Here is a 22,655-nt window from a genome sequence, read left to right on the forward strand (position 1 = left end):
GGTCATGTGTGCCGGCGATGGTGGTGCCCCGGTCCTGAGGGAGACCGGGGCACCATGAGGGGATGGGATTCAGCCGAGGGTGCAGGCGGCGCCGTTCAGGGTGAACGACGTCGGCGAGGTGTTGGTGCCGGAGTAGGTGCCCTGGAAGCCGAAGGCGGTGCTCGCCTCGGCGGCGAGGGTGCCGTTGTAGCCCAGGTCGCGAGCGGTCACCGACTGCCCGCTCTGGGTGACGGTGGCGTTCCAGAAGCTGGTGATCTTCTGGTTGCCGGAGTACGCCCAGGCCGCGGTCCATCCGGTGATCGTGGTGGAGCCGGTGTTGGTCACCGTGACGTCGGCGGTGAATCCGGTGTTCCAGGTGTTGGGGACGTACTTCACCCGGCACGACCCGCCGCCTCCGCCGCCGCTGGACGTGGTGGCGGTGACCGTCGACGAGTTGCCGGAGGTGTTCCCGGCGGCGTCTCTGGCGCGGACGTAGAACTGGTATTGCGTGGACGCGGCCAGCCCGGTCGCGGTGTACGAGGTGCCGGATGCCGTGGCGATCTGGCTGAACGATCCGCCGTTGGTGGCCCGGTAGACGTCGTACCCGGTGACTCCGACGTTGTCCGACGACGCGCTCCAGTTGAGGTTCACGCTGTTCGCGGTCGCGCCCGACGCCGTCAGGTTCGCCGGAGTCGACGGCGGCGAGGTGTCGCCACCGCCGCCACCGCTGCCGACGGAGAACGCGGTGACCGCCAGCCCGGTCTGCCCGACCCACGGCTCGAAGCCGGCCTGGATGCTGGTGAGGTACCAGCTGCGCTGGGCGTACCCGCGGCTGACGGCGTCGCTGTAGAAGTCGTTGACCGTGAAGTTCATCGAGCCGGTCGCCGATTGCCGGACGTAGGAGACCACGTTCCAGCCGATGTTGCCTTCCCAGACGTTCCAGGTCGCGCCGTTGATCGTCGCGGTGCCGACCTGGGAGCCGACCGGCTGGATCGAGCCCATCTTGTTGAGCCAGATCATGATCTCGGCGCCGGTGTTCTGCCCGTCGGTCCGCGGCGTCGGGTCGAACCAGATGTCGTACGCGGCGTCCCAGACTCCGCTCGACGGGTAGTTCATCGACACCGAGGTGGTGAGCCCGGTGAAGGTGCTGGTGCTCGCCTGGAGCGGTAGCCCGCTGCCGGTGCTGCAGTTGGCGTAGTGGCAGCCGAAATAGACCGACGGGTACGCCCCAGGCGCGCCGTTGGTCGCCTTGTTGTGGCTGGCCGTGGTCACCGCGAAACCGGTGCCGGTGACGTTGATGCACTGGGTGGTGTCGTCGCCCCAGTTGTTGTTCTGGACGACGTAGCGCCCGCTCTGAATCGTGGTGGAGCCGTACTTCTCGCAGATCGTGACGTCGGCGTGGGCGGTGCCGGACGCGGTGAGCGTCCCGGTCACGATCAGCGCACCCGCCGCGAGCGCGGCGAGGATGCGGTGTCTCATCTGCTTCCTCCATGGGCGTGGAGTCGCGGCACGTCCGTGTGCCGCCGAAGGGGGATGGGAGCGCTCCCGCACGGCAGCCTACCGTCAATCTTCATCGATGGAAAGCCGTGAGCCCATCGAACGCGATTCGATGAAAGGAGTTTCGCGAGAAGTGATGCGTGCCATAATTGCATGATCATACCTTCGGGCGTATGCTCATTCCTGCATAAAGTTGCGGAGGACGGTATGAGCATCAAAGCGGCAGTAGCGGGGGCCAGCGGATACGCGGGCGGCGAGCTGCTGCGCCTGCTCGCCGGGCACCCCGACATCGACCTGGTCACGGCGACCGCGCACTCCCAGGCCGGACAGCCCCTCGGTCGCGTACACCCGCAGTTGGCGGCGCTGGACCTGACCCTGACCGAGACCGACCCGGCCACCCTGGGCAGCGCGGACCTGGTGTTCCTGGCGCTGCCGCACGGCGAGTCGGCCGCCCTGGCCGCGCAGCTGCCCGCCGGGGTGAAGATCGTCGACCTGGGCGCGGACCACCGGCTGATCGACGGCGCGCAGTGGACCAAATACTACGGCGGCGAGCACGCCGGGACCTGGACCTACGGTCTGCCCGAGCTGCCCGGCCAGCGTCTCCAGATCGCCGACAGCGACCGGGTGGCGGCCACCGGCTGCTACGCCGTCGCGACCACGCTCGCGCTCGCGCCGCTGATCGCCGCCGACCTGATCGAGCCCGCCGACGTCGTCGTGGTCGCGGCCAGTGGCACCACCGGCGCGGGCAAGGCCCCCAAGCCGCACCTGCTCGGCTCGGAGGTGATGAGCGACCTGAGCCCCTACAAGGTCGGCGCCCACCAGCACGTGCCCGAGATCAAGCAGGCGACCGGCGCCCGGTCGCTGTCGTTCACGCCGGTGCTGGCACCGATGCCCCGCGGCATCCTCGCCACCGTGACCGGCCGCCCGACCAGTTGCGACATCACCGGGGCCGTCGTGCGGGAGGTGCTGGCCGACGCGTACGCCAACGAGCCGTTCGTCCACGTCCTCGCCGACGGCCAGCAGCCCCACACCAGCGCCACGCTGGGCTCCAACAGCTGTCACCTGCAGGCCGCCGTCGACCTCGACAGCGGCCGGGTGATCGTCGTCAGCGCCATCGACAACCTCGGCAAGGGCGCAGCCGGCCAAGCTGTGCAATGCGCCAACCTGATGCTGGGCCTGGCCGAGACGGCCGGCCTGCCGATCTACGGAACTCGGTGACCCCATGTCCGTGACCGCACCTCAGGGCTTCCGGGCCGCCGGCGTGACCGCCGGGATCAAGGCCAGTGGCAAGCCGGACCTCGCGCTCGTCGTCAACGACGGCCCTGACGCGACCGCCGCCGGAGTCTTCACCGCCAACCGCGTACAAGCCGCGCCGGTCCTCTGGAGCCGGCAGGTGCTCAAGGGTGGCGTCCTCAAGGCGGTCGTGCTCAACTCGGGCGGCGCCAACGCCTGCACCGGCCCGGCCGGATTCCAGGACACCCACGCCACCGCCGAAGCCGTCGCCGCCGCACTGCGCGGGCCGGGCGCCAAGCGCATGCTGCTCGGCGCGGTCGACGTCGCGGTCTGCTCCACCGGCCTGATCGGCGAGCGGCTGCCGATGGACAAGGTGCTCGGCGGGGTCACGACGGCCGCCAAGGCGCTGGCGAAGGACGGCGGCGGCACGGCGGCCGAGGCGATCATGACCACCGACACCGTCGCGAAGAACACGGTGATCTCCGGCGACGGCTGGTGCGTCGGCGGCATGGCCAAGGGCGCGGGCATGCTCGCCCCCGCGCTGGCCACGATGCTCGTCGTGCTCACCACCGACGCCATCGCCGGCTCGTCGGCCCTGGACGAGGCGCTGCGCGAGGCCTGCCGCCTGACCTTCGACCGGCTCGACTCCGACGGCGCGATGTCCACCAACGACACCGTCCTGCTGCTCGCCAGCGGCGCGTCCGGCGTGGAGCCGTCGCAGGAAGAGCTCACGGCCGCCGTCACGGCCGCGTGTCACGACCTCGCCCAGCAGCTGCTCGCCGACGCCGAGGGCCACACCAAGAAGGTCGCCATCGAAGTGGTACGCGCGGCGACCGAATCGGACGCGGTGTCCGTGGGCCGGGCCGTCGCCCGCAACAACCTGGTCAAGTGCGCGCTCTTCGGCAACGACCCCAACTGGGGCCGCATCCTCGCCGCCGTCGGCACCACCGCCGCCGCCTTCGAGCCCGACCGGCTCGACGTCGCGATCAACGGCGTGTGGATCTGCCGGAACGGCTCGGCCGCCGAGGACCGGTCCAAGGTGGATCTGTCGGAGTCGCAGGTGCAGATCACGATCGACCTCAACGCCGGGGCCGCCCAGGCCACCATCTGGACCAACGACCTGTCGCACGACTACGTCCACGAGAATTCGGCGTACTCGTCATGATCGGCCTGCCGAGCGTGAGCGGGGGCGCAGTATGAGTGTGGAGCTGAGCGCTGAGCAGAAGGCGGCCGTCCTCGTCGAGGCGCTGCCGTGGCTCAACCGGTTCCGGGGCGCCATCACGGTCGTGAAGTACGGCGGCAACGCCATGGTGTCAGGCGGGGAGCCTCTCGGGCGAGCCGCCAGGAGTGCGGTCGGCGCGCTGCGGGCCGCGTTCGCCGCCGACATGGTCTTCCTCCGGCAGGCCGGGCTGCAGCCGGTGGTCGTGCACGGCGGCGGTCCGCAGATCTCGGCCATGCTGGAGCAGGTCGGCCTGACCAGCGAGTTCCGGGGCGGGCTGCGGGTCACCACGCCGGAGGCGATGAAGATCGTCCAGATGGTGCTGGTCGGCCAGGTCGGTCAGGAACTCGTCGGCGAGATCAACGCGCACGGGCCGCTGGCCGTCGGGCTCTCCGGCAGCGACGGCGGCCTGTTCACGGCGGTACGCCGCCCGGCGGTCGTCGACGGCGAACCGGTCGACGTCGGCCTGGTCGGCGACGTGGCGGAGGTGAACCCGACCGTCGTCGCCCAGGTGCTCGCGGCCGGGCAGATCCCGGTGGTGTCCACCGTCGCCCCCGACATCGACGGCGTCGTGCACAACCTGAACGCCGACACCGCCGCCGCCGCGCTCGCGATCGCGCTCGGCGCGCGCAAGCTCGTCGTCCTCACCGACGTCCCCGGCCTGTACGCCAACTGGCCCGACACCAGCAGCCTGATCTCTGAGCTGTCCGCCGACGAGCTGGAGAAGCTGCTTCCCGAGCTGGCCTCGGGCATGGTCCCCAAGATGGAGGCCTGCCTGCGGGCGGTTCGCGGCGGGGTGCCGGCGGCGCACGTGGTCGACGGCCGCAGCCCCCACTCCACCCTCCTCGAGATCTTCACGGAAGCCGGCCACGGAACGATGGTGACCCCATGACCTTGCTAGATCGGTGGCAGCACTCGCTCGCCGACAACTACGGAACCCCCACCGTCGGGCTGGTGAGCGGCCAGGGCGCGGTCGTCGTCGACGAGCACGGCAAGTCCTACGTGGATTTCCTGTCCGGGATCGCGGTCAACGCGCTCGGCCACGCCCACCCGGCGGTCGTCAGCGCCGTCTCCGATCAGGTCGCCAAGCTCGGGCACGTCTCGAACTTCTACGCCGCCGAGCCCACGATCGCGCTGGCCGAGCTGCTGCTGACGCTGACCGGCCGGCCCGGCAAGGTGTTCTTCTGCAACTCCGGCGCCGAGGCCAACGAGGCCGCCTTCAAGATGTCCCGGCTGGCCGGCGCTTCCGCGGATCAGCCGCACAGCGGGCGGACGGGGATCGTCGCGGCGCAGGGCGCCTTCCACGGCCGGACGATGGGCGCGCTGTCGCTGACCGGTCAGCCCGGCAAGCGGAACCCCTTCCTGCCGCTGCCCGGCGACGTGACCCACGTGCCCTACGGCGACCTGGCCGCGCTCGAAGCCGCCGTCACCGACGAGACCGCCATGGTCATCCTGGAGCCGATCATGGGTGAGGGCGGCGTCGTCGCCGCCCCGCCCGGCTACCTCGCCGGCGTACGCGAGATCACGGCGGCCCATGGCGTCCTGTTCGTCCTCGACGAGGTGCAGACCGGCATCGGCCGGACCGGTCACTGGTTCCAGTGCCAGGCCGAAGGCGTCGCGCCCGACATCATCACGCTCGCCAAGGGCCTGGGCGGCGGGCTGCCGCTGGGGGCCGCGATCGCGTTCGCCGACGGCGCGTTCGCCGACACCCACCCGGGCGGCGCGGCCGCGCTGTTCCAGCCGGGCCACCACGGCACGACCTTCGGCGGCAACCCGATCGCCTGCGCGGCCGGGCTGGCCGTGCTGCGGACCATCGCCGCCGACGGGCTGCTCGACCACGTCAAGCGGGTCGGCGAGCGGCTCCGGCGGGGGATCGAGGCGCTCGGCCATCCCCTCGTCGACCACGTACGCGGTGCGGGCCTGCTGCTCGGCGTACAGCTGACCGCTCCGGCCGGCGCCGCCGTGGTCGGACTGCTGCGCGACGCGGGCTTCATCGCCAACGCGTGCCAGCCCGACGTGCTCCGGCTGGCCCCGCCGCTGATCATCTCGTCCGAGCAGGTCGACGCGCTGCTCGCGGCGCTGCCGGCGGCCCTCGACGCGGCGTGCCCCGGAGCGGCGTGATGGCAAGGAACTTCCTGCGCGACGACGATCTGACTCCGGCCGAGCAGACGGCTGTGCTGGACCTGGCCGCCCAGATGAAGGCCGACCGGTGGCAGTACCGCCCGTTGCAGGGCCCGAAGTCGGTCGCGGTCTTCTTCGACAAGCAGTCGCTGCGGACCCGGTTGTCGTTCGAGGTGGGCGTGGCCGACCTCGGCGGGCAGCCGATCACCGTCGACACCGTGAACACCCACCTCGGCCGGGGCGAGTCGCTGGCCGACACCGGCCGGGTGCTCTCGCGGTACGTGGCTGCGGTCGTCATGCGTACCTATGGCGACGAGCGCATCACCGAGCTGGCCTCGGGTGCGACCGTGCCCGTGGTCAACGCGCTGACCGACGGGTTCCACCCCTGTCAGCTGCTGGCCGACCTGCTCACGGTACGCGAGAAGTTCGGCCGCACGACCGGGCTGACCTTGGCGTACCTGGGCGACGCGGCGAACAACATGGCGAACTCCTACCTGCTCGCCGGGGCGGTCGCCGGGATGCACGTACGCGTCTCCGGTCCGGCCGGCTTCGAGCCCGACCCGGCGATCGTCGCCGACGCGGAGAAGATCGCGGCGTCGACCGGCGGTTCGGTCAGCGTGCTGCGGGACCCGGCCGAGGCGGCTGCGGGCGCCCACGTCCTCGCGACGGACGCCTGGACGTCGATGGGGCAGGAGGACGACGGCAAGGATCGCGTCGGCCCCTTCCTCGCGTACCAGCTGAACGAGAAGCTGGTGAGTCTCGCGGATCCGGCGGCGATCGTGCTGCACTGCCTGCCCGCGCACCGGGGCGAGGAGATCACCGACGGGGTGCTGGACGGGCCGCACAGCGCGGTGTTCGACCAGGCCGAGAACCGCCTGCACGCGCAGAAGGCGCTGCTCGCGTTCTTGCTGGAGCACAGCGGGGAGACGGCATGACCTCGCCGATGACGCGGACCGCGCGGCACGCCCGGATCGAGGAGCTGATCCGCGGCGGATCGGTACGCTCGCAGACCGAGCTGGCCGAGCTGCTCGCGACCGGCGGCGTGCAGGTGACCCAGGCGACGTTGTCGCGGGACCTGGAGGAGCTGCGGGCGATCAAGGTCGGCGGGGTCTACCTGATCCCCGAGGACGGCAACCGTGCGTTGCGCCCGGCGGAGCAGGCCCAGGTACGCCTGGTCCGGCTGCTCAAGGAGCTGCTCACCGGAACCGACCACAGTGGAAACATCACGGTCCTGCGTACGCCGCCCGGCGCCGCCCAGTTCCTGGCCAGCGCGATCGACCGCAGTGGCCTGCCCGAGGTGGCCGGCACGATCGCGGGAGACGACACCATCTTCATCGTGGCCCGCGCTGAGCCGCAGCCCGGCACAAGTGCCGTGGACACGACCGGCGCCGGGTTGGCCGCGAAGTTCGCGGCCTGGGCCAATCTCGACCAAGAAACCACAGAGGGAGCACCATCATGACCGAGCGGGTCGTACTGGCCTACTCCGGCGGCCTGGACACGTCCGTAGCCATTCCGTACCTGGCCGAGAAGATGGACGCGGAGGTCATCGCGGTCCTCGTCGACGTCGGCCAGGGCGGCGAGGACATGGAGGTCGTCCGCAAGCGGGCGCTGGCCTGCGGCGCGGTCGAGTCCGAGGTGATCGACGCCCGCGAGGAGTTCGCCGCCGACTTCTGCCTGCCGGCCATCCGGGCCAACGCCCTGTACATGGACCGGTACCCGCTGGTCAGCGCCCTGTCGCGGCCGTTGATCGTCAAGCACCTGGTCCAGGCGGCGCACAAGCACAGCGGCACCGTCGTGTCGCACGGCTGCACCGGCAAGGGCAACGACCAGGTCCGCTTCGAGGTCGGCATCGGCGCCCTCGCGCCGCACCTGAAGGTCGTCGCGCCCGCCCGGGACTTCGCGTGGACCCGGGACAAGGCCATCGCGTACGCCGAGAGCAAGAACCTGCCGATCGACCAGAGCAAGAAGTCGCCGTACTCGATCGACCAGAACATCTTCGGCCGGGCCGTCGAGACGGGCTTCCTCGAGGACATCTGGAACGCGCCGATCGAGGACATCTACTCGTACACGTCGAACCCGGCCGAGCCGCGCGACGCCGACGAGGTCGTCATCACCTTCGAGCAGGGCCGCCCGGTCGCGATCGACGGGGAGACCGTCACGCCGTTCCAGGCGATCGCCGAGCTGAACCGGCGGGCGGGCGCGCAGGGCGTCGGCCGGCTCGACATGGTCGAGGACCGGCTGGTCGGCATCAAGAGCCGCGAGGTCTACGAGGCGCCGGGCGCGATCGCGCTGATCACCGCGCACCAGGAGCTGGAGAACGTCACCGTCGAGCGCGACCTCGCCCGCTTCAAGAAGTCGGTCGACCAGCGCTGGGGCGAGCTGGTCTACGACGGCCTGTGGTTCTCGCCGCTCAAGTCCTCGCTGGAAGCCTTCATCGACGAGTCGCAGAAGCACGTCACCGGCGAGATCCGGATGACCCTGCACGGCGGGCGCGCGGTCGTCACCGGCCGGCGGTCGGAGGCCTCGCTGTACGACTTCAGCCTGGCCACCTACGACGAGGGCGACCTGTTCGACCAGTCGCTGGCCAAGGGCTTCGTCGACCTGTGGGGCCTGCCGTCGCGGCTCGCCTCCGCCCGCAACACCCGCCTTTCCTAACCCCTCCCGCCGCGCTTGTCTCGCGGCTCTATCCCGTTGATCATGAACCTATGGTCGTTGTCGACCGGCGTGTCGTGTCCGTAGGTTCATGGTCAACTCCCCGATGCACTGATCGACGAGGTAGGAAATGAAACTCTGGGGTGGACGGTTCGAGGGCGGTCCGGCCGAGGCGCTGGCCCGGCTGAGCGTCAGCGTGCACTTCGACTGGCGGCTGGCCGCGTACGACATCGCGGGGTCGAAGGCGCATGCCAAGGTGCTCGCCGACGCCGGCCTGCTGACGCCGGAGGAACTGAGCCGGATGCTGGCGGCGCTGGACGAGCTGGCCGCCGACGTCGAGTCGGGCGCGTTCCAGGCGACTCCGGCCGACGAGGACGTCCACACCGCGCTGGAGCGTGGGCTGCTGGAGAAACTCGGCCCGCTCGGCGGCAAGCTGCGCGCCGGCCGGTCCCGCAACGACCAGGTGGCCACGGATCTGCGGCTCTACCTGCGTGATCACGCCCGGCTGCTGGCGCTCGGGATCGCCGACCTGGCCGGTGCGCTCACCGAGCAGGCCGGGCAGCACGTCGCCACCCCCGCCCCGGGGATGACCCACGTCCAGCACGCTCAGCCGGTCACCTTCGGGCACTGGCTGCTCGCGCACGTGCAGCCGCTGCTGCGAGACCTCGACCGGCTGCGGGACTGGGATCGGCGTACGGCGGTCAGCCCACTCGGCGCGGGCGCGCTGGCCGGCTCGTCGCTGCCGCTGGATCCCGAGCGGGTGGCCAAGGAACTCGGGTTCACGTCCTCGGCGGCCAACTCGATGGACGCGGTGTCCGACCGCGACTTCGTCGCCGAGTTCCTGTTCGTGACCGCCCTGCTCGGCGTACACCTGAGTCGCCTCGGCGAGGAGGTCGTCCTCTGGACCTCCCAGGAGTTCGGCTGGGTGGAGCTGGACGACGCGTTCGCCACCGGGTCGTCGATCATGCCGCAGAAGAAGAACGCGGACATCGCCGAACTGGCCCGCGGCAAGGCGGGCCGGCTCATCGGCGGGCTGGTCGCGGTGCTGACCATGCTCAAGGGCCTGCCGCTGACCTACGACCGGGACATGCAGGAGGACAAGGAGCCCGCGTTCGACGCCCTCGACACGCTGGAGCTGGTCCTGCCCGCGCTCACCGGGATGATCGCCACCATGACGGTCAAGACCGAGGTGCTCGCGAAGGCCGCGCCGATCGGCTTCTCGCTCGCCACCGAGGTCGCGGACTACCTGGTACGCAAGGGAGTGGCGTTCCGGGACGCGCACGAGATCACCGGACGCCTCGTCGCGTTCTGCGCCGCTCGGGGGCTGGAGTTGCACGAGGTCGGCGACGACGACCTCGTGGCGATCTCGGCCGAACTCGACCCCGGCGTACGCGAAGTGCTGTCGGTCGACTCGGCGCTGGCCGCCCGGAAGACTCCGGGGTCGACCGGGCCGCTGGCGGTCGCCGAGCAGCTGGCGAACGTCGAGCGCGAGCTCGCCGGCGCGCGGCAGTGGGCCACACCGGACCAGTGACCGACTGGCTGAGCGCGCCGGCCGCGGAGATCCCCCAGACCGCCCGGCGGCTGCTGGGCTGGGAAGTCTCGGCCAACGGCGTCACGATCCGGCTGACCGAGGTCGAGGCGTACGCGGGAACGGGGGAGGACCCGGCGTCGCACGCGCACCGCGGTCCGACCCCGCGGACGCAGGTCATGTTCGGCCCGGCCGGGCGCGCCTACGTCTACTTCGTCTTCGGTATGCACTGGTGCCTGAACATCGTGTGCGGCCCCGAAGGCGAGGCGTCCGCCATCCTGCTGCGCGCCGGTGAGGTGGTCGACGGCGTCGAGATCGCCCGGGAACGCCGGGGCGGCTCGGACCGCGAGCTGGCGCGGGGCCCGGCCCGCCTGGTGAAGGCCCTGGGCATCGGGCCGGACGCCAACGGGACGTCCATGATGGACGGAACGGGTCCGCTGCTGCTCAAGCCGCCGACGCGGCCAGTGACGCCAGACGAGATCGTGGCGGGTCCCCGGGTCGGCGTCGCCGGGGCGCACGACGTGCCGTGGCGGTTCTCGATCGCCGGGGACCCCACCGTGAGCACGTACCGCCGCCACACCCCCCGCAAGCGCTGAAGCAAGCGCCGCCACTCTCCCCGCAAGCGCTGAAGCAAGCGCCGCCGCACTCCCCGCAAGCGCTGAAGCAAGCGCCGCCGCACTCCCCGCAAGCGCTGAAGCAAGCGCCGCCACACCCCCCGCAAGCGCTGAAGCAAGCGGCGCCACACTGTCCGCCGCAAGAGCTAAGGCAAGCTACGCCTCGTCGGACAGATGCATGGCGGACTCCTCCGCGCTCAGGCCGTCGGCCTCACCGGTGTCCTCGCCCCACGCCTCCTCCTCGTCGTCGACTCCCGCGCCGAGGTCCGGGGCGACCAGCCGCCCGACCGGCTCGTCGGGTTCGGCGTACGGGTCGGGTTCCTCGTCGTCGATCAGCACCTCGTCCGACTCCTCGTCGGGGTCGTCGAAGCCGGCCTCCAGGTCGAGTTCCTGCGTGCGATCGACGTCCAGCGCCTCGCTGGGGCCCTCGGTGAGGTCGGCTTCCTCGGCCGGGGTGGCGCTCTCGTCGGTCAGGTACTCCGGCTCGTCTCCGGGCAGCGCGGGGGCGGTGTCGTCGATGCGTGGGTGCTCGCCCGTGTCGTACGCGGTCGAGGTGTCGTCGGCGTAATCCGGAATGCCGTCGGGAACCGTCATACCGCCCAAGTTACCCCTGATCAGGCGGGCCGAATCACATATCGCAAATAGGTGCCCAGCTCCCGTTCGACCGGTCCGTCGAGGGTCAGCCCGAGGCGTTCGGCGACCCGGATCGACGCCGCGTTCTCCGGCCGGATCAGGGCCAGCACCGGCTCGCCGGGCGCCCGACGGCGCGCCAGTTCCAGCGCCGCGCGACCGAGTTCCTGGGCGTACCCGTGGCCCCAGGCGGCCGGCGTGAACCGGTAGTAGAGGTTCAGGCCGTCCTCGCCAGGCAGCGCGGGCCGCACGCCGCCGAACCCGATGACCTCGCCCGTCTCGGCCAGCCGCACGGTCCAGTAGCCGAAGCCCGACTTCGCCCACTGGAACGCCCACGCGCCCAGCGTCTGCTCGCTCTCGGCCCGGTCGGTCTGCGGCCCGGCCGGATTGTGCACGTTCGTCGCGGGGTCGGCGTGGATCGCGAAATGCTCGGCCGCGTCCGCCGCCGTGGGGCGGCACAACAGCAACCGGTCCGTGCGCCACCAGGTCGCGCCCTCGGTCACGCCCCGCGCGAGGCTCGCGCCCGCACCCGCCGGCCACGATCCCAGCAACCGGGCCGTCGCGGGTCGCGCCAGCTCGCGGGCCATCAGGACCACGTCGTGGCGTGCGTCGCCGTCCGCTACCGCATTCTCCAACCAGCCGGTACGCCGAAAGCCGCAGCCTTCATAGAGCGCTATCGCGCCATGGTTGTTGCCCCGCACGCTGAGTGTCAGCAGCTCGACGCCGTGGGCGGAGGCGTCGGCCGCGACCGCCTCGACGAGCGCCCGGCCGACACCGGAGCCCCGGTGACTTGGGGCGACGGTGAGTTTGTCGAGGTCGCCGTGCACCCAGCGGGTGGCCCACTCGCTGCGCTGCCACTTGGCCGTCCCGGCCACCTCGCCGTCGACGACCGCCGCGATCAGCCCCGCGTCGTTCGCGCGTACCGCTGGAAGGAGCTTGAGCAGCCAGTTCCGGGCGTACTCGGGGGTCACGTCGGCGGGCAGGCCGATCGCCTCGCGCCGACGTACCGCGGCGACCAGCAGCTCCGCGATCTGATCGAGGTGGGGGTCGGCCGGGTCCGTCACGGAGATCAAGTCGGGCACCTCGACAGCCTAAGCGACATCACTTGCGGGTTGACTGACGTCAGGAGTGATGGCATGGTGATGTCACTGCGACATCATAGCGATGTCGTCACCCGTGGGGAGGGTTCTCGTGCAGTTCGCACCGCTACGCCAACGGAACTTCGCGCTGCTCTGGTGGGCCGGGCTGATCTCGATCGCCGGCGACTGGACGCTGCGCATCGCGCTGCCGATCTACGTCCTGCAGCTGACCGGATCGGCGCTGGCCACCAGCGGGGCGGTCATCGCCGCCCTGATCCCGACACTGCTGTTCGGCCTCGTCGCCGGGGTGTACGTGGACCGCTGGGATCGCCGGACCGTCCTGCTCGTGGTCAGCGTGCTGCACGGCGTGACGCTGCTGCCGCTGCTGGCCGTCGACTCCGCCGGCGGCCTCTGGATCGTCTACGCGGTCCTGTTCATCCAGTCGACGCTCTCGCAGCTCTTCCAGCCCGCCGAGAACGCCCTGCTGCCGAACCTCGTGACAGCCGAGCACCTGCCCGCCGCGAACTCCCTGAACACGCTGAACAACAACATCGCCCGGCTCGCCGGACCGGCCCTCGGCGGGTTGCTGACCGCCTCGCTCGGGCTGACCGGGGTCGTCGTGGTCGACGCCGTCTCGTTCCTGCTCTCCGCCGCGCTGGTCGCTGGAATCCGGGGACGCTTCGCCGTCGTCCGCGACGCCGACACCCCGCCCCTCGGCGTACGCCGAGAGCTGGCAGAGGGGCTGCGCACGGCGTACTCCTCGCCGATGCTGCGCGCGCTGCTGGGCATCGTCACGGCGATCTGCGTCGGCGAAGGCATCATGGGCGCCCTGTTCCCGGTCTTCGTCACCGGGCCGTTGCACGGCGGCGCCCGCGAACTCGGCTGGACCATGTCGGCCCAGGCGATCGGCGGCATCACCGGCGGGCTGCTCAGCGGCCGCATCGCCGCCCGGATCGCGCCGAAGCAGCTGCTGACCTGGTCGCTTGTGGTGTTCGGGCTGATCGACCTCGCGATCTTCAACTATCCCCGGTGGACCGGCGTGATGTGGCCCGGCCTCGCCCTGTTCGTCATCGTCGGAGTGCCTTCCGTGCTCAGTGGGGTGGCCTGGATGACGCTGCTGCAAGGGGCGGTCGGCGACGCGTACCGTGGCCGGATCTTCTCGTTGATGATGGTCCTGCAGTCGCTGGCGGCGCTGCTGGGCGCGGGGCTCGCGGGCACGCTGGCCGCGCGGCTGGGCGTGATGAACCTGCTCACAGTGCAGGGCGCCGTGCCGGTCCTGTGCGGGATCGGGTTCGCGCTGATCTCCAGTCGCCTGGGCGATCGGCCGTACCCGGCGGTAGTCTCGCCCGAGAGGCAACCCGTCGCGGAAGCGTCCTGAGGAGACAGACGATGGCTGAGAAGACGATCGGCGTCGGCGACGTAGCGCCCGACTTCACCCTCCCGGCGCAGACCGGCGAGCAGGTGACGCTGGCGGACTACCGCGGCGACAAGGTCGTGGTCCTGTACTTCTACCCGAAGGACGACACCCGCGGCTGCACCGCCGAGGCGTGCGCCTTCCGCGACAGTTACGAGGAGTTCGCCGAAGCGGGCGCGCAGGTCATCGGGATCAGCTCCGACTCGATCGCCTCGCACGAGAAGTTCGCGAACAAGTACAACCTGCCCTTCGTGCTCGTGGCCGACGAGCGCGGCGAGGTCCGCAAGCGCTACGGGGTGCCCGCCACGCTCGGCATCCTGCCCGGCCGGGTCACCTACGTGATCGACCGGACCGGCGTGGTCCGGCACACCTTCACCTCGATGGTCAACATCGGCAAGCACATCGAGGGCGCGCTGGAGATCGTCCGGAACCTGGCGCACGAGCAGGCCTCGGCCTGAGGGCGGCGTACATGACGGTGCGGGCGTTCTGGCTGGACGAGGCGCACGACCGGGAGCACGGCGACCGGTACGCCGAACTTGTCACCAAGGAGGCGGTGCTCTTCACGCCCGCCTTCGGCGACATCGCCCCGGTCCAGTTCGCCTGCATCGCCTGGCGATTGGCGACCCCGCCGTTCCTGGAGCCCGGACTGGTCCGCTGGCACCGCCGGATCCTCCGGGCCGAATGCCGCCGCGACCACTGGGATGGGTCGCTGATCGCCGACGTCCGCATCGTCTCCGACCTGCCCCCGCAGCTGACGCGTACGCGCGAATGGTGGCGCGATCGGGGCTGGGAGGGCTGGCCGCGGATCCTCGGCCAGTACATCCGGCCCAGCGAGCAGGACCTGAGCAAGCGGCCCTACCTGCTGCCGACCCTGAGCATGCAGGCGCCGATCCCGCTCGGCGGCCTGCCGCCCGCGCCGGACGGTCCCACCGACGACCTCGCCGGGACGGCCCGGCACGCCGTGGTGGCCGTCGTCCGGGAGCTGGACGAGCTGCTCAGCCCCATCCTCACCCAGCTTGAGCAGGCTGAACCCGTCGAGGATGATCCAGATCGATTCCCCAGCGCGCCGGAGCCGGACGTCGCATGATGGGCGGTGGAAGCCGACCCGAGGGGGAGAGCACATGACCAGCGCCCGAGACATCATGCACCCCGGCGTGGAATGCGTGCCGTCGCACGAGACGCTCGACCGCGCCGCCCAGATGATGCGCGACATGAACGTCGGATCCCTGCCGATCTGCGGCCCCGGCGACAAGCTCTCCGGCATCCTCACCGACCGCGACATCGTCGTGAAGTGCGTGGCGGTGGGCAAGGACCCGGCCAAGATGACGGCCGCCGACCTGGCCGACGGCACCCCGGTGTGGTGTGATGCGAGCGCGGACGAGTCCGACGTCATCAGCCTCATGGAGAACAACAAGATCCGCCGGATGCCGGTGATCGAGGACCACATGCTGGTCGGCATGATCAGCGAGGCCGACCTCGCCCAGCACCTGTCCGAAGACAAGCTGGCGCACTTCGTGGCCACCGTGACGGCGGCTCCGCCCAGCACGGGCCAGCAGACCCGCTGACTTTTCCGTTCTCCCGCTTCCCGGCCGGTCTCAGCTGGTCGACAGGGACGCCAGCACCAGGCCGGTGGTGCAGAGGACGAGGAAGCCGACGACGACCACGGCCGCCACGACCACGGTCCTGCTCGTCCGGGGCGGCCGTGAGTGCGGATAGTGCGGGCTCATGCCGACAACCTAAACCGGTGTGCGGCCGGCCGGGCGGATGCGGAACAATCGGGTGCGTGACACACATCCTCGACGATCTGCAGTGGCGGGGCCTGCTCCAGGACTCGACCGGCCTCGACGACCTGCGTAAGCACCTCGACTCCGGGCCGATCAGCTTCTATGTGGGCTTCGACCCGACCGCGGCCAGCCTGCACCTGGGTCACCTCACCCAGGTGCTCACGGCGCGCCGCCTGCAGCTCGCCGGGCACCGGCCACTGCTGCTCGTCGGCGGCGCGACCGGCCAGATCGGCGACCCGAAAGAGAGCGGCGAGCGTACGCTCAACCCGCCGGAGGTCGTCGCCAGCTGGGTCGCCCGCATCCGAGGCCAGGTCGAGCCCTACTTCGACTTCGACGGGCCGGTCGCGGCCACCATGGTGAACAACCTGGACTGGACCCAGCCGATGGGCGTCGTCGAGTTCCTCCGCGACGTCGGCAAGCACTTCCCGATCAACAAGATGCTCGCCCGGGACGTCGTGCGTACGCGGCTGGAATCCGGCATCAGCTTCACCGAGTTCGCGTACCAGCTGCTCCAGTCCCACGACTACTACGAGCTGCACGTACGCCACGGCTGCTCGCTCCAGTTCGGTGGTTCCGACCAGTGGGGCAACATCACCGCTGGGGTGGACTACATCCGCCGCCGGGGTGCCGGACCGGTGCACGCCTTCACCACGCCGCTGGTCACCAAGTCCGACGGCACCAAGTTCGGCAAGACCGAAGGCGGCGCCATCTGGCTCGACCCCGCCATGACCAGCCCGTACGCCTTCTACCAGTTCTGGTTCAACACCGACGACCGGGACGTGCTGCGGTACCTGAAGTACTTCAGCTTCCGCAGTCACGAGGAACTGACCGCGTTGGAGGAGGAGACCCAGGCCCGCCCGTACGCCCGCGCCGCGCAGCGCGCGCTGGCCGAGGAGCTCACCACGTTGGTGCACGGCAAGGACGAGACCGCGCAGGTGATCGCGGCCTCCCAGGCGCTGTTCGGCCGGGGGGCGCTCGACGACCTGTCGCCGGCCACGTTGGGTGCGGCGCTGGGTGAGGCAGGGTTGGCCACGGTGGACGAACTGCCCACGTACGCCAGTCTCTTCAAGGAAGCGGGGCTCACCGCAGGACTCGGCGAAGCCCGTCGCGCGATCGCCGAAGGCGGTCTTTACGTGAACAACGAACGGGTCACCGACGGCGACGCCATGGTCGCTCCGGAGACGCTGCTGCACGGGCGATTCCTCGTACTCCGCAAGGGAAAGAAGACGATCGCCGGTGTTGAACTGCGAAAATAGCGTGCGATCAACGATGTGACGCAGGACAACGGCCCCCGATTTGCGGGGGCCGTTTGCTTTGCCGTAATGTTCTCCAGGCCAGCGCGGCACGGACGAGAACGACGAGGGTTACCTCGGCGGGAGGCCGGAGCGCGAATCCTCGAGTGATGCAGGCCCCCGGTGGGGGTGTGCGAAGTCGGTCGGGTAGGCTGGACGAGTTGCCCCTGATGCGGCCCGGCGGAAGTCGGGTGGTTGATGGTGTGTGCTTGTTCTTTGAGAACTCAACAGGGTGCTTGTAAAGCCAGTGCCAAAGTATGCACATATCATCCTCGTGATGATTCCTTTGGTTGCACCATTGATTTGGTGTTGCCAGGATTTTTGAATTCTTTGTTGGAGAGTTTGATCCTGGCTCAGGACGAACGCTGGCGGCGTGCTTAACACATGCAAGTCGAGCGGAAAGGCCCTTCGGGGTACTCGAGCGGCGAACGGGTGAGTAACACGTGAGTAACCTGCCCCGGGCTCTGGGATAACTGTCGGAAACGATGGCTAATACCGGATATACACATTTGATCGCATGGTTGGGTGTGGAAAGTTTTTCGGCTTGGGATGGGCTCGCGGCCTATCAGCTTGTTGGTGGGGTGATGGCCTACCAAGGCTTTGACGGGTAGCCGGCCTGAGAGGGCGACCGGCCACACTGGGACTGAGACACGGCCCAGACTCCTACGGGAGGCAGCAGTGGGGAATATTGCACAATGGGCGAAAGCCTGATGCAGCGACGCCGCGTGAGGGATGACGGCCTTCGGGTTGTAAACCTCTTTCAGCAGGGACGAAGCGCAAGTGACGGTACCTGCAGAAGAAGCGCCGGCCAACTACGTGCCAGCAGCCGCGGTAAGACGTAGGGCGCGAGCGTTGTCCGGATTTATTGGGCGTAAAGAGCTCGTAGGCGGCTCGTTGCGTCAACCGTGAAAACCCGGGGCTTAACTTCGGGCTTGCGGTTGATACGGGCGGGCTGGAGTTCGGTAGGGGAGACTGGAATTCCTGGTGTAGCGGTGAAATGCGCAGATATCAGGAGGAACACCGGTGGCGAAGGCGGGTCTCTGGGCCGATACTGACGCTGAGGAGCGAAAGCGTGGGGAGCGAACAGGATTAGATACCCTGGTAGTCCACGCTGTAAACGTTGGGCGCTAGGTGTGGGGGGCCTCTCCGGTTTCCTGTGCCGTAGCTAACGCATTAAGCGCCCCGCCTGGGGAGTACGGCCGCAAGGCTAAAACTCAAAGGAATTGACGGGGGCCCGCACAAGCGGCGGAGCATGCGGATTAATTCGATGCAACGCGAAGAACCTTACCTGGGTTTGACATCACCGGAAATCTCGCAGAGATGCGGGGTCCTTCGGGGTCGGTGACAGGTGGTGCATGGCTGTCGTCAGCTCGTGTCGTGAGATGTTGGGTTAAGTCCCGCAACGAGCGCAACCCTCGTTCCATGTTGCCAGCGGGTTATGCCGGGGACTCATGGGAGACTGCCGGGGTCAACTCGGAGGAAGGTGGGGATGACGTCAAGTCATCATGCCCCTTATGTCCAGGGCTTCACGCATGCTACAATGGCCGGTACAATGGGCTGCGATGCCGTAAGGTGGAGCGAATCCCAAAAAGCCGGTCTCAGTTCGGATCGGGGTCTGCAACTCGACCCCGTGAAGTCGGAGTCGCTAGTAATCGCAGATCAGCATTGCTGCGGTGAATACGTTCCCGGGCCTTGTACACACCGCCCGTCACGTCACGAAAGTCGGCAACACCCGAAGCCCGTGGCCTAACCCTTGTGGAGGGAGCGGTCGAAGGTGGGGCTGGCGATTGGGACGAAGTCGTAACAAGGTAGCCGTACCGGAAGGTGCGGCTGGATCACCTCCTTTCTAAGGAGCACCTCCCCTGTGAAAGCAGGGCAGGACCTCACGGATGGCGAATGTCTGTCCGGGGGGCTCAATTGGCGGAGACACTGGTTAGTCTGGGCCGGCAACGGCCGACCTCTTAGTACTGCGGGGCGAAAGTTCTGCGTGGAACAGGGTTGGTGCGGCTGGTATCGGATGATGAGCACCCTGTTGGGTATCTGAGAGAACAAGCCTCTGGGGCGGTTTTCTTGGGTCCGATCACGCCTTGATCTTCATACCGTCAGCTCTTCGGAGTCTGGGCTGGTGTTGGTCTGGTGGGTTGTGGTTGGTTGTTTGTTGAGATGTGGATAGTGGACGCGAGCATCTTGTTTCTCTGCATGTTTTTGACATGTTTGTAGAAGCCGAGAAGTATCTATCTGTCTTTGGTCAAGTTGTTAAGGGCGGACGGTGGATGCCTTGGCACCAGGAGCCGATGAAGGACGTGGGAGGCCGCGATAGGCCTGGGGGAGCTGTCAACCTAGCTGTGATCCCAGGGTGTCCGAATGGGGGAACCCAGCACGAGTCATGTCGTGTTACCTGCACCTGAATTCATAGGGTGTAGGGGGGAACGCCGGGAAGTGAAACATCTCAGTACCGGCAGGAAGAGAAAACAATAGTGATTCCGTGAGTAGTGGCGAGCGAAAGCGGATGTAGCCTAAACTTTGCGTGTGTGATACCTGTCAGGGGTTGCACGTGGGGGGTTGTGGGATGCCACGGATCGGGCTGACAACCGGTCGAGGAGTTACAAAATCTGGGGTTAGTCGAAGCGCATGGGAAGGCGCACCGTAGACGGTGATAGTCCGGTAGGTGAAAGTTCCAGATCTCCTGTGGCGTGTCCCGAGTAGCGGCGGACTCCTGTAATCTGCCGTGAATCTGCCAGGACCACCTGGTAAGGCTGAATACTACCTGGTGACCGATAGCGGACAAGTACCGTGAGGGAATGGTGAAAAGTACCCCGGGAGGGGAGTGAAATAGTACCTGAAACCGTTCGCCTACAATCCGTCGGAGCTGACAGCGTGAGCTGAAGGTGACGGCGTGCCTTTTGAAGAATGAGCCTGCGAGTTAGTGGCATGTGGCGAGGTTAACCCGGGTGGGGTAGCCGTAGCGAAAGCGAGTCTGAATAGGGCGGTTCAGTCGCGTGTCCTAGACCCGAAGCGGAGTGATCTAGCCATGGGCAGGCTGAAGCGAAGGTAAGACTTCGTGGAGGGCCGAACCCACCAACGTTGAAAAGTTGGGGGATGACCTGTGGTTAGGGGTGAAAGGCCAATCAAACTCCGTGATAGCTGGTTCTCCCCGAAATGCATTTAGGTGCAGCGTCACGTGTTTCTTGCCGGAGGTAGAGCTACTGGATGGCCTAGGGGGCCTACAAGCTTACCGAAGTCAGCTAAACTCCGAATGCCGGTAAGTGAGAGCGTGGCAGTGAGACTGCGGGGGATAAGCTTCGTAGTCGAGAGGGAAACAGCCCAGATCGCCGGCTAAGGCCCCTAAGCGTGTGCTAAGTGGGAAAGGATGTGGGATCGCGCAGACAACCAGGAGGTTGGCTTAGAAGCAGCCACCCTTGAAAGAGTGCGTAATAGCTCACTGGTCAAGTGGTTCCGCGCCGACAATGTAGCGGGGCTCAAGCACACCGCCGAAGCCGTGGCACTCACACTTTGCTCGGCCGGATGTACCTGCGGGTCTCCGGTCTAGGCGTGTGGGTGGGTAGGGGAGCGTCGTGCGTGCGGGGAAGCGGCAGGGTGACCTAGCCGTGGAGCGCGTGCGAGTGAGAATGCAGGCATGAGTAGCGAAAGCAGGGTGAGAAACCCTGCCGCCGGATGACCAAGGGTTCCAGAGTCAAGCTTATCTGCTCTGGGTGAGTCGGGACCTAAGGCGAGGCCGAGAGGCGTAGTCGATGGACAACGGGTTGATATTCCCGTACCCGCGAAGCAGCGTCAACGCTGAACCTCACTGTACTAACCTCCTGCGGGAGCGGAGGCCTTCGGGCTGAGGCTTTTGTGGTTGGGATCTTGGTGGGTAGTAGGTGAGCGATGGGGTGACGCAGGAAGGTAGCTGAGCCCGGCCGGTGGTTGTGCCGGGGTAAGCGTGTAGCCCGTGCCATAGGTAAATCCGTGGCACATGGGGGTGAGACGTGATGCCGAGCCGTATCAGGTGAAGTCAGTGATCCTATGCTGCCGAGAAAAGCCTCTAGCGAGTTGTGAGCGGCCCGTACCCGAAACCGACACAGGTGGTCAGGTAGAGAATACCGAGGCGACGGGCGAACTGTGGTTAAGGAACTCGGCAAATTGCCCCCGTAACTTAGGGAGAAGGGGGGCCTCTGCTGGTGATGGCACATGCTGTCTGAGCTGGTGGGGGTCGCAGAGAGCAGGGGGAAGCGACTGTTTACTAAAAACACAGGTCCATGCGAAGTCGTAAGACGCTGTATATGGACTGACGCCTGCCCGGTGCTGGAACGTTAAGGGGACCGGTTAGCCTCACGGCGAAGCTGAGAACTTAAGCGCCAGTAAACGGCGGTGGTAACTATAACCATCCTAAGGTAGCGAAATTCCTTGTCGGGTAAGTTCCGACCTGCACGAATGGCGTAACGACTTCCCCACTGTCTCAACCACAGGCCCGGCGAAATTGCACTACGAGTAAAGATGCTCGTTACGCGCGGCAGGACGGAAAGACCCCGGGACCTTTACTATAGCTTGACATTGGTATTCGGACTCAATTGTGTAGGATAGGTGGGAGCCTGTGAAGCTCGGACGCCAGTTCGGGTGGAGGCAACGTTGAAATACCACTCTGTTGTGTTTGGGTATCTAACTTCGGACCGTTATCCGGTTCAGGGACAGTGTCTGGTGGGTAGTTTAACTGGGGCGGTTGCCTCCTAAAGGGTAACGGAGGCGCCCAAAGGTTCCCTCAGCCTGGTTGGCAATCAGGTGTTGAGTGCAAGTGCACAAGGGAGCTTGACTGTGAGACTGACGGGTCGAGCAGGGACGAAAGTCGGGACTAGTGATCCGGCACTGGCTTGTGGAAGCGGTGTCGCTCAACGGATAAAAGGTACCCCGGGGATAACAGGCTGATCTTCCCCAAGAGTCCATATCGACGGGATGGTTTGGCACCTCGATGTCGGCTCGTCGCATCCTGGGGCTGTAGCAGGTCCCAAGGGTTGGGCTGTTCGCCCATTAAAGCGGTACGCGAGCTGGGTTTAGAACGTCGTGAGACAGTTCGGTCCCTATCCGCCGTGCGCGCAGGAGACTTGAGAAGGGCTGTCCCTAGTACGAGAGGACCGGGACGGACGAACCTCTGGTGTGCCAGTTGTACCGCCAGGTGCATGGCTGGTTGGCTACGTTCGGAAGGGATAACCGCTGAAAGCATCTAAGCGGGAAGCTCGCTTCAAGATGAGGTCTCCCACCACGTGAGTGGGTAAGGCCCCCAGGTAGACGACTGGGTTGATAGGCCAGACATGTAAGCTCGGTAACGGGTTCAGTGGACTGGTACTAATAGGCCGAGGACTTGACTAAAACATTCGACGATAGATTCGTCTTGTTGCTCGCGTTCACTTTTCACATCACGACCAGCAACCACTCGTAGCCGGATTTGGGCTCGTGGTTTGACAGGTTGATAGTGTTACGGCGGTCATGGCGGAGGGGAAACGCCCGGTTACATTCCGAACCCGGAAGCTAAGCCCTCCAGCGCCGATGGTACTGCACCGGGGACGGTGTGGGAGAGTAGGACACCGCCGGACAAACTTTCCAGTTGAGGGCCGCCCG

18 protein-coding genes and 3 rRNA genes are annotated in these 22,655 nt (G+C 67.5%); 17 read left to right on the top strand and 4 right to left on the bottom strand.

All coding sequences use genetic code 11. The annotated features are described in order from the left end of the window. Positions 1 to 69: 69 nt before the first annotated feature. Positions 70 to 1,458 carry a GH12 family glycosyl hydrolase domain-containing protein gene (locus tag HDA40_RS35650; protein ID WP_253762273.1) on the bottom strand — a complete coding sequence of 463 codons (1,389 nt, stop codon included), beginning with the start codon at positions 1,456 to 1,458 and terminating at the stop codon, positions 70 to 72. Positions 1,459 to 1,683: 225 nt separating this feature from the next. Here HDA40_RS35650 and argC point away from each other — a divergent pair, with 225 nt between their 5' ends. The 9 genes from argC (at position 1,684) to HDA40_RS35695 (ending at position 10,825) form a co-directional block, all read left to right on the top strand. Continuing rightward, positions 1,684 to 2,694 carry an N-acetyl-gamma-glutamyl-phosphate reductase gene (argC, locus tag HDA40_RS35655; protein WP_253762274.1) on the top strand — a complete coding sequence of 337 codons (1,011 nt, stop codon included), beginning with the start codon at positions 1,684 to 1,686 and terminating at the stop codon, positions 2,692 to 2,694. 4 nt (positions 2,695 to 2,698) lie between these two features. Beyond that, positions 2,699 to 3,874 (top strand): bifunctional glutamate N-acetyltransferase/amino-acid acetyltransferase ArgJ, encoded by a 1,176-nt coding sequence (gene argJ / locus HDA40_RS35660; RefSeq protein ID WP_253762275.1) that lies wholly within the window; start codon positions 2,699 to 2,701, stop codon positions 3,872 to 3,874. A gap of 31 nt (positions 3,875 to 3,905) precedes the next feature. After that, on the top strand, positions 3,906 to 4,820 hold the full coding sequence (argB, locus tag HDA40_RS35665; protein WP_253762276.1) for an acetylglutamate kinase: 915 nt from the start codon (positions 3,906 to 3,908) through the stop codon (positions 4,818 to 4,820). Beyond that, positions 4,817 to 6,049 carry an acetylornithine transaminase gene (locus HDA40_RS35670; RefSeq protein WP_253762277.1) on the top strand — a complete coding sequence of 411 codons (1,233 nt, stop codon included), beginning with the start codon at positions 4,817 to 4,819 and terminating at the stop codon, positions 6,047 to 6,049. Before argB ends, HDA40_RS35670 begins: the two co-directional genes overlap by 4 nt. Then, positions 6,049 to 6,984, top strand: coding sequence for an ornithine carbamoyltransferase (gene argF / locus HDA40_RS35675; RefSeq protein ID WP_253762278.1), 936 nt, complete (start codon positions 6,049 to 6,051; stop codon positions 6,982 to 6,984). The genes HDA40_RS35670 and argF overlap by 1 nt, the downstream gene beginning before the upstream one ends. Beyond that, positions 6,981 to 7,508, top strand: coding sequence for an arginine repressor (locus tag HDA40_RS35680; RefSeq protein WP_253762279.1), 528 nt, complete (start codon positions 6,981 to 6,983; stop codon positions 7,506 to 7,508). Before argF ends, HDA40_RS35680 begins: the two co-directional genes overlap by 4 nt. Then, the gene (locus HDA40_RS35685; protein WP_253762280.1) at positions 7,505 to 8,704 is read left to right on the top strand and encodes an argininosuccinate synthase; all 1,200 of its coding nucleotides are present in this window, start codon (positions 7,505 to 7,507) and stop codon (positions 8,702 to 8,704) included. The genes HDA40_RS35680 and HDA40_RS35685 overlap by 4 nt, the downstream gene beginning before the upstream one ends. A 127-nt stretch (positions 8,705 to 8,831) precedes the next feature. Beyond that, the gene (argH, locus tag HDA40_RS35690) at positions 8,832 to 10,232 is read left to right on the top strand and encodes an argininosuccinate lyase (protein WP_253762281.1); all 1,401 of its coding nucleotides are present in this window, start codon (positions 8,832 to 8,834) and stop codon (positions 10,230 to 10,232) included. Continuing rightward, complete coding sequence (locus tag HDA40_RS35695) at positions 10,229 to 10,825, top strand: DNA-3-methyladenine glycosylase (RefSeq protein WP_253762282.1); 597 nt, start codon at positions 10,229 to 10,231, stop codon at positions 10,823 to 10,825. The genes argH and HDA40_RS35695 overlap by 4 nt, the downstream gene beginning before the upstream one ends. A 174-nt stretch (positions 10,826 to 10,999) precedes the next feature. On the opposite strand, the gene HDA40_RS35700 is transcribed toward HDA40_RS35695, so the two are convergent. Both HDA40_RS35700 and HDA40_RS35705 read right to left on the bottom strand, forming a co-directional pair. Continuing rightward, entirely contained in the window at positions 11,000 to 11,437 is a 438-nt protein-coding gene (locus HDA40_RS35700; protein WP_253762283.1) for a DUF5709 domain-containing protein, read from the bottom strand. A gap of 20 nt (positions 11,438 to 11,457) precedes the next feature. After that, a complete protein-coding gene (locus HDA40_RS35705) occupies positions 11,458 to 12,555 on the bottom strand; it encodes a GNAT family N-acetyltransferase (protein ID WP_253762284.1) in 1,098 nt (365 codons plus the stop codon). A 109-nt stretch (positions 12,556 to 12,664) separates the two neighbouring features. On the opposite strand from HDA40_RS35705, the gene HDA40_RS35710 reads away from it, so the two are divergent. The 4 genes from HDA40_RS35710 to HDA40_RS35725 are packed head-to-tail and all read left to right on the top strand — an operon-like array spanning position 12,665 to position 15,531. Then, positions 12,665 to 13,930 (top strand): MFS transporter, encoded by a 1,266-nt coding sequence (locus HDA40_RS35710; RefSeq protein ID WP_253762285.1) that lies wholly within the window; start codon positions 12,665 to 12,667, stop codon positions 13,928 to 13,930. 11 nt (positions 13,931 to 13,941) lie between these two features. Continuing rightward, the gene (locus HDA40_RS35715; protein ID WP_253762286.1) at positions 13,942 to 14,424 is read left to right on the top strand and encodes a peroxiredoxin; all 483 of its coding nucleotides are present in this window, start codon (positions 13,942 to 13,944) and stop codon (positions 14,422 to 14,424) included. A gap of 11 nt (positions 14,425 to 14,435) precedes the next feature. Next, entirely contained in the window at positions 14,436 to 15,053 is a 618-nt protein-coding gene (locus tag HDA40_RS35720; RefSeq protein WP_253762287.1) for a hypothetical protein, read from the top strand. A gap of 34 nt (positions 15,054 to 15,087) precedes the next feature. Continuing rightward, positions 15,088 to 15,531 carry a CBS domain-containing protein gene (locus tag HDA40_RS35725; RefSeq protein WP_253762288.1) on the top strand — a complete coding sequence of 148 codons (444 nt, stop codon included), beginning with the start codon at positions 15,088 to 15,090 and terminating at the stop codon, positions 15,529 to 15,531. A 30-nt stretch (positions 15,532 to 15,561) separates the two neighbouring features. On the opposite strand, the gene HDA40_RS41820 is transcribed toward HDA40_RS35725, so the two are convergent. Next, complete coding sequence (locus HDA40_RS41820; RefSeq protein ID WP_275978379.1) at positions 15,562 to 15,693, bottom strand: hypothetical protein; 132 nt, start codon at positions 15,691 to 15,693, stop codon at positions 15,562 to 15,564. Between the two features lie 56 nt (positions 15,694 to 15,749). On the opposite strand from HDA40_RS41820, the gene tyrS reads away from it, so the two are divergent. The 4 genes from tyrS to rrf all read left to right on the top strand — a co-directional run bounded on the left by tyrS (position 15,750) and on the right by rrf (position 22,630). Beyond that, positions 15,750 to 17,006, top strand: coding sequence for a tyrosine--tRNA ligase (tyrS, locus tag HDA40_RS35730; RefSeq protein WP_253762289.1), 1,257 nt, complete (start codon positions 15,750 to 15,752; stop codon positions 17,004 to 17,006). A 366-nt stretch (positions 17,007 to 17,372) separates the two neighbouring features. Then, positions 17,373 to 18,888 (top strand): 16S ribosomal RNA (locus HDA40_RS35735). Between the two features lie 400 nt (positions 18,889 to 19,288). Next, positions 19,289 to 22,406, top strand: a 23S ribosomal RNA gene (locus HDA40_RS35740). 107 nt (positions 22,407 to 22,513) lie between these two features. Beyond that, positions 22,514 to 22,630: ribosomal RNA gene (gene rrf, locus HDA40_RS35745) — 5S ribosomal RNA — on the top strand. Together the 16S, 23S and 5S rRNA genes form the textbook arrangement of a ribosomal RNA operon. The last annotated feature ends 25 nt before the right edge of the window (positions 22,631 to 22,655 follow it).

The sequence above is a fragment of the Hamadaea flava genome, from assembly GCF_024172085.1.
Taxonomy (GTDB): Bacteria; Actinomycetota; Actinomycetes; order Mycobacteriales; family Micromonosporaceae; genus Hamadaea; species Hamadaea flava.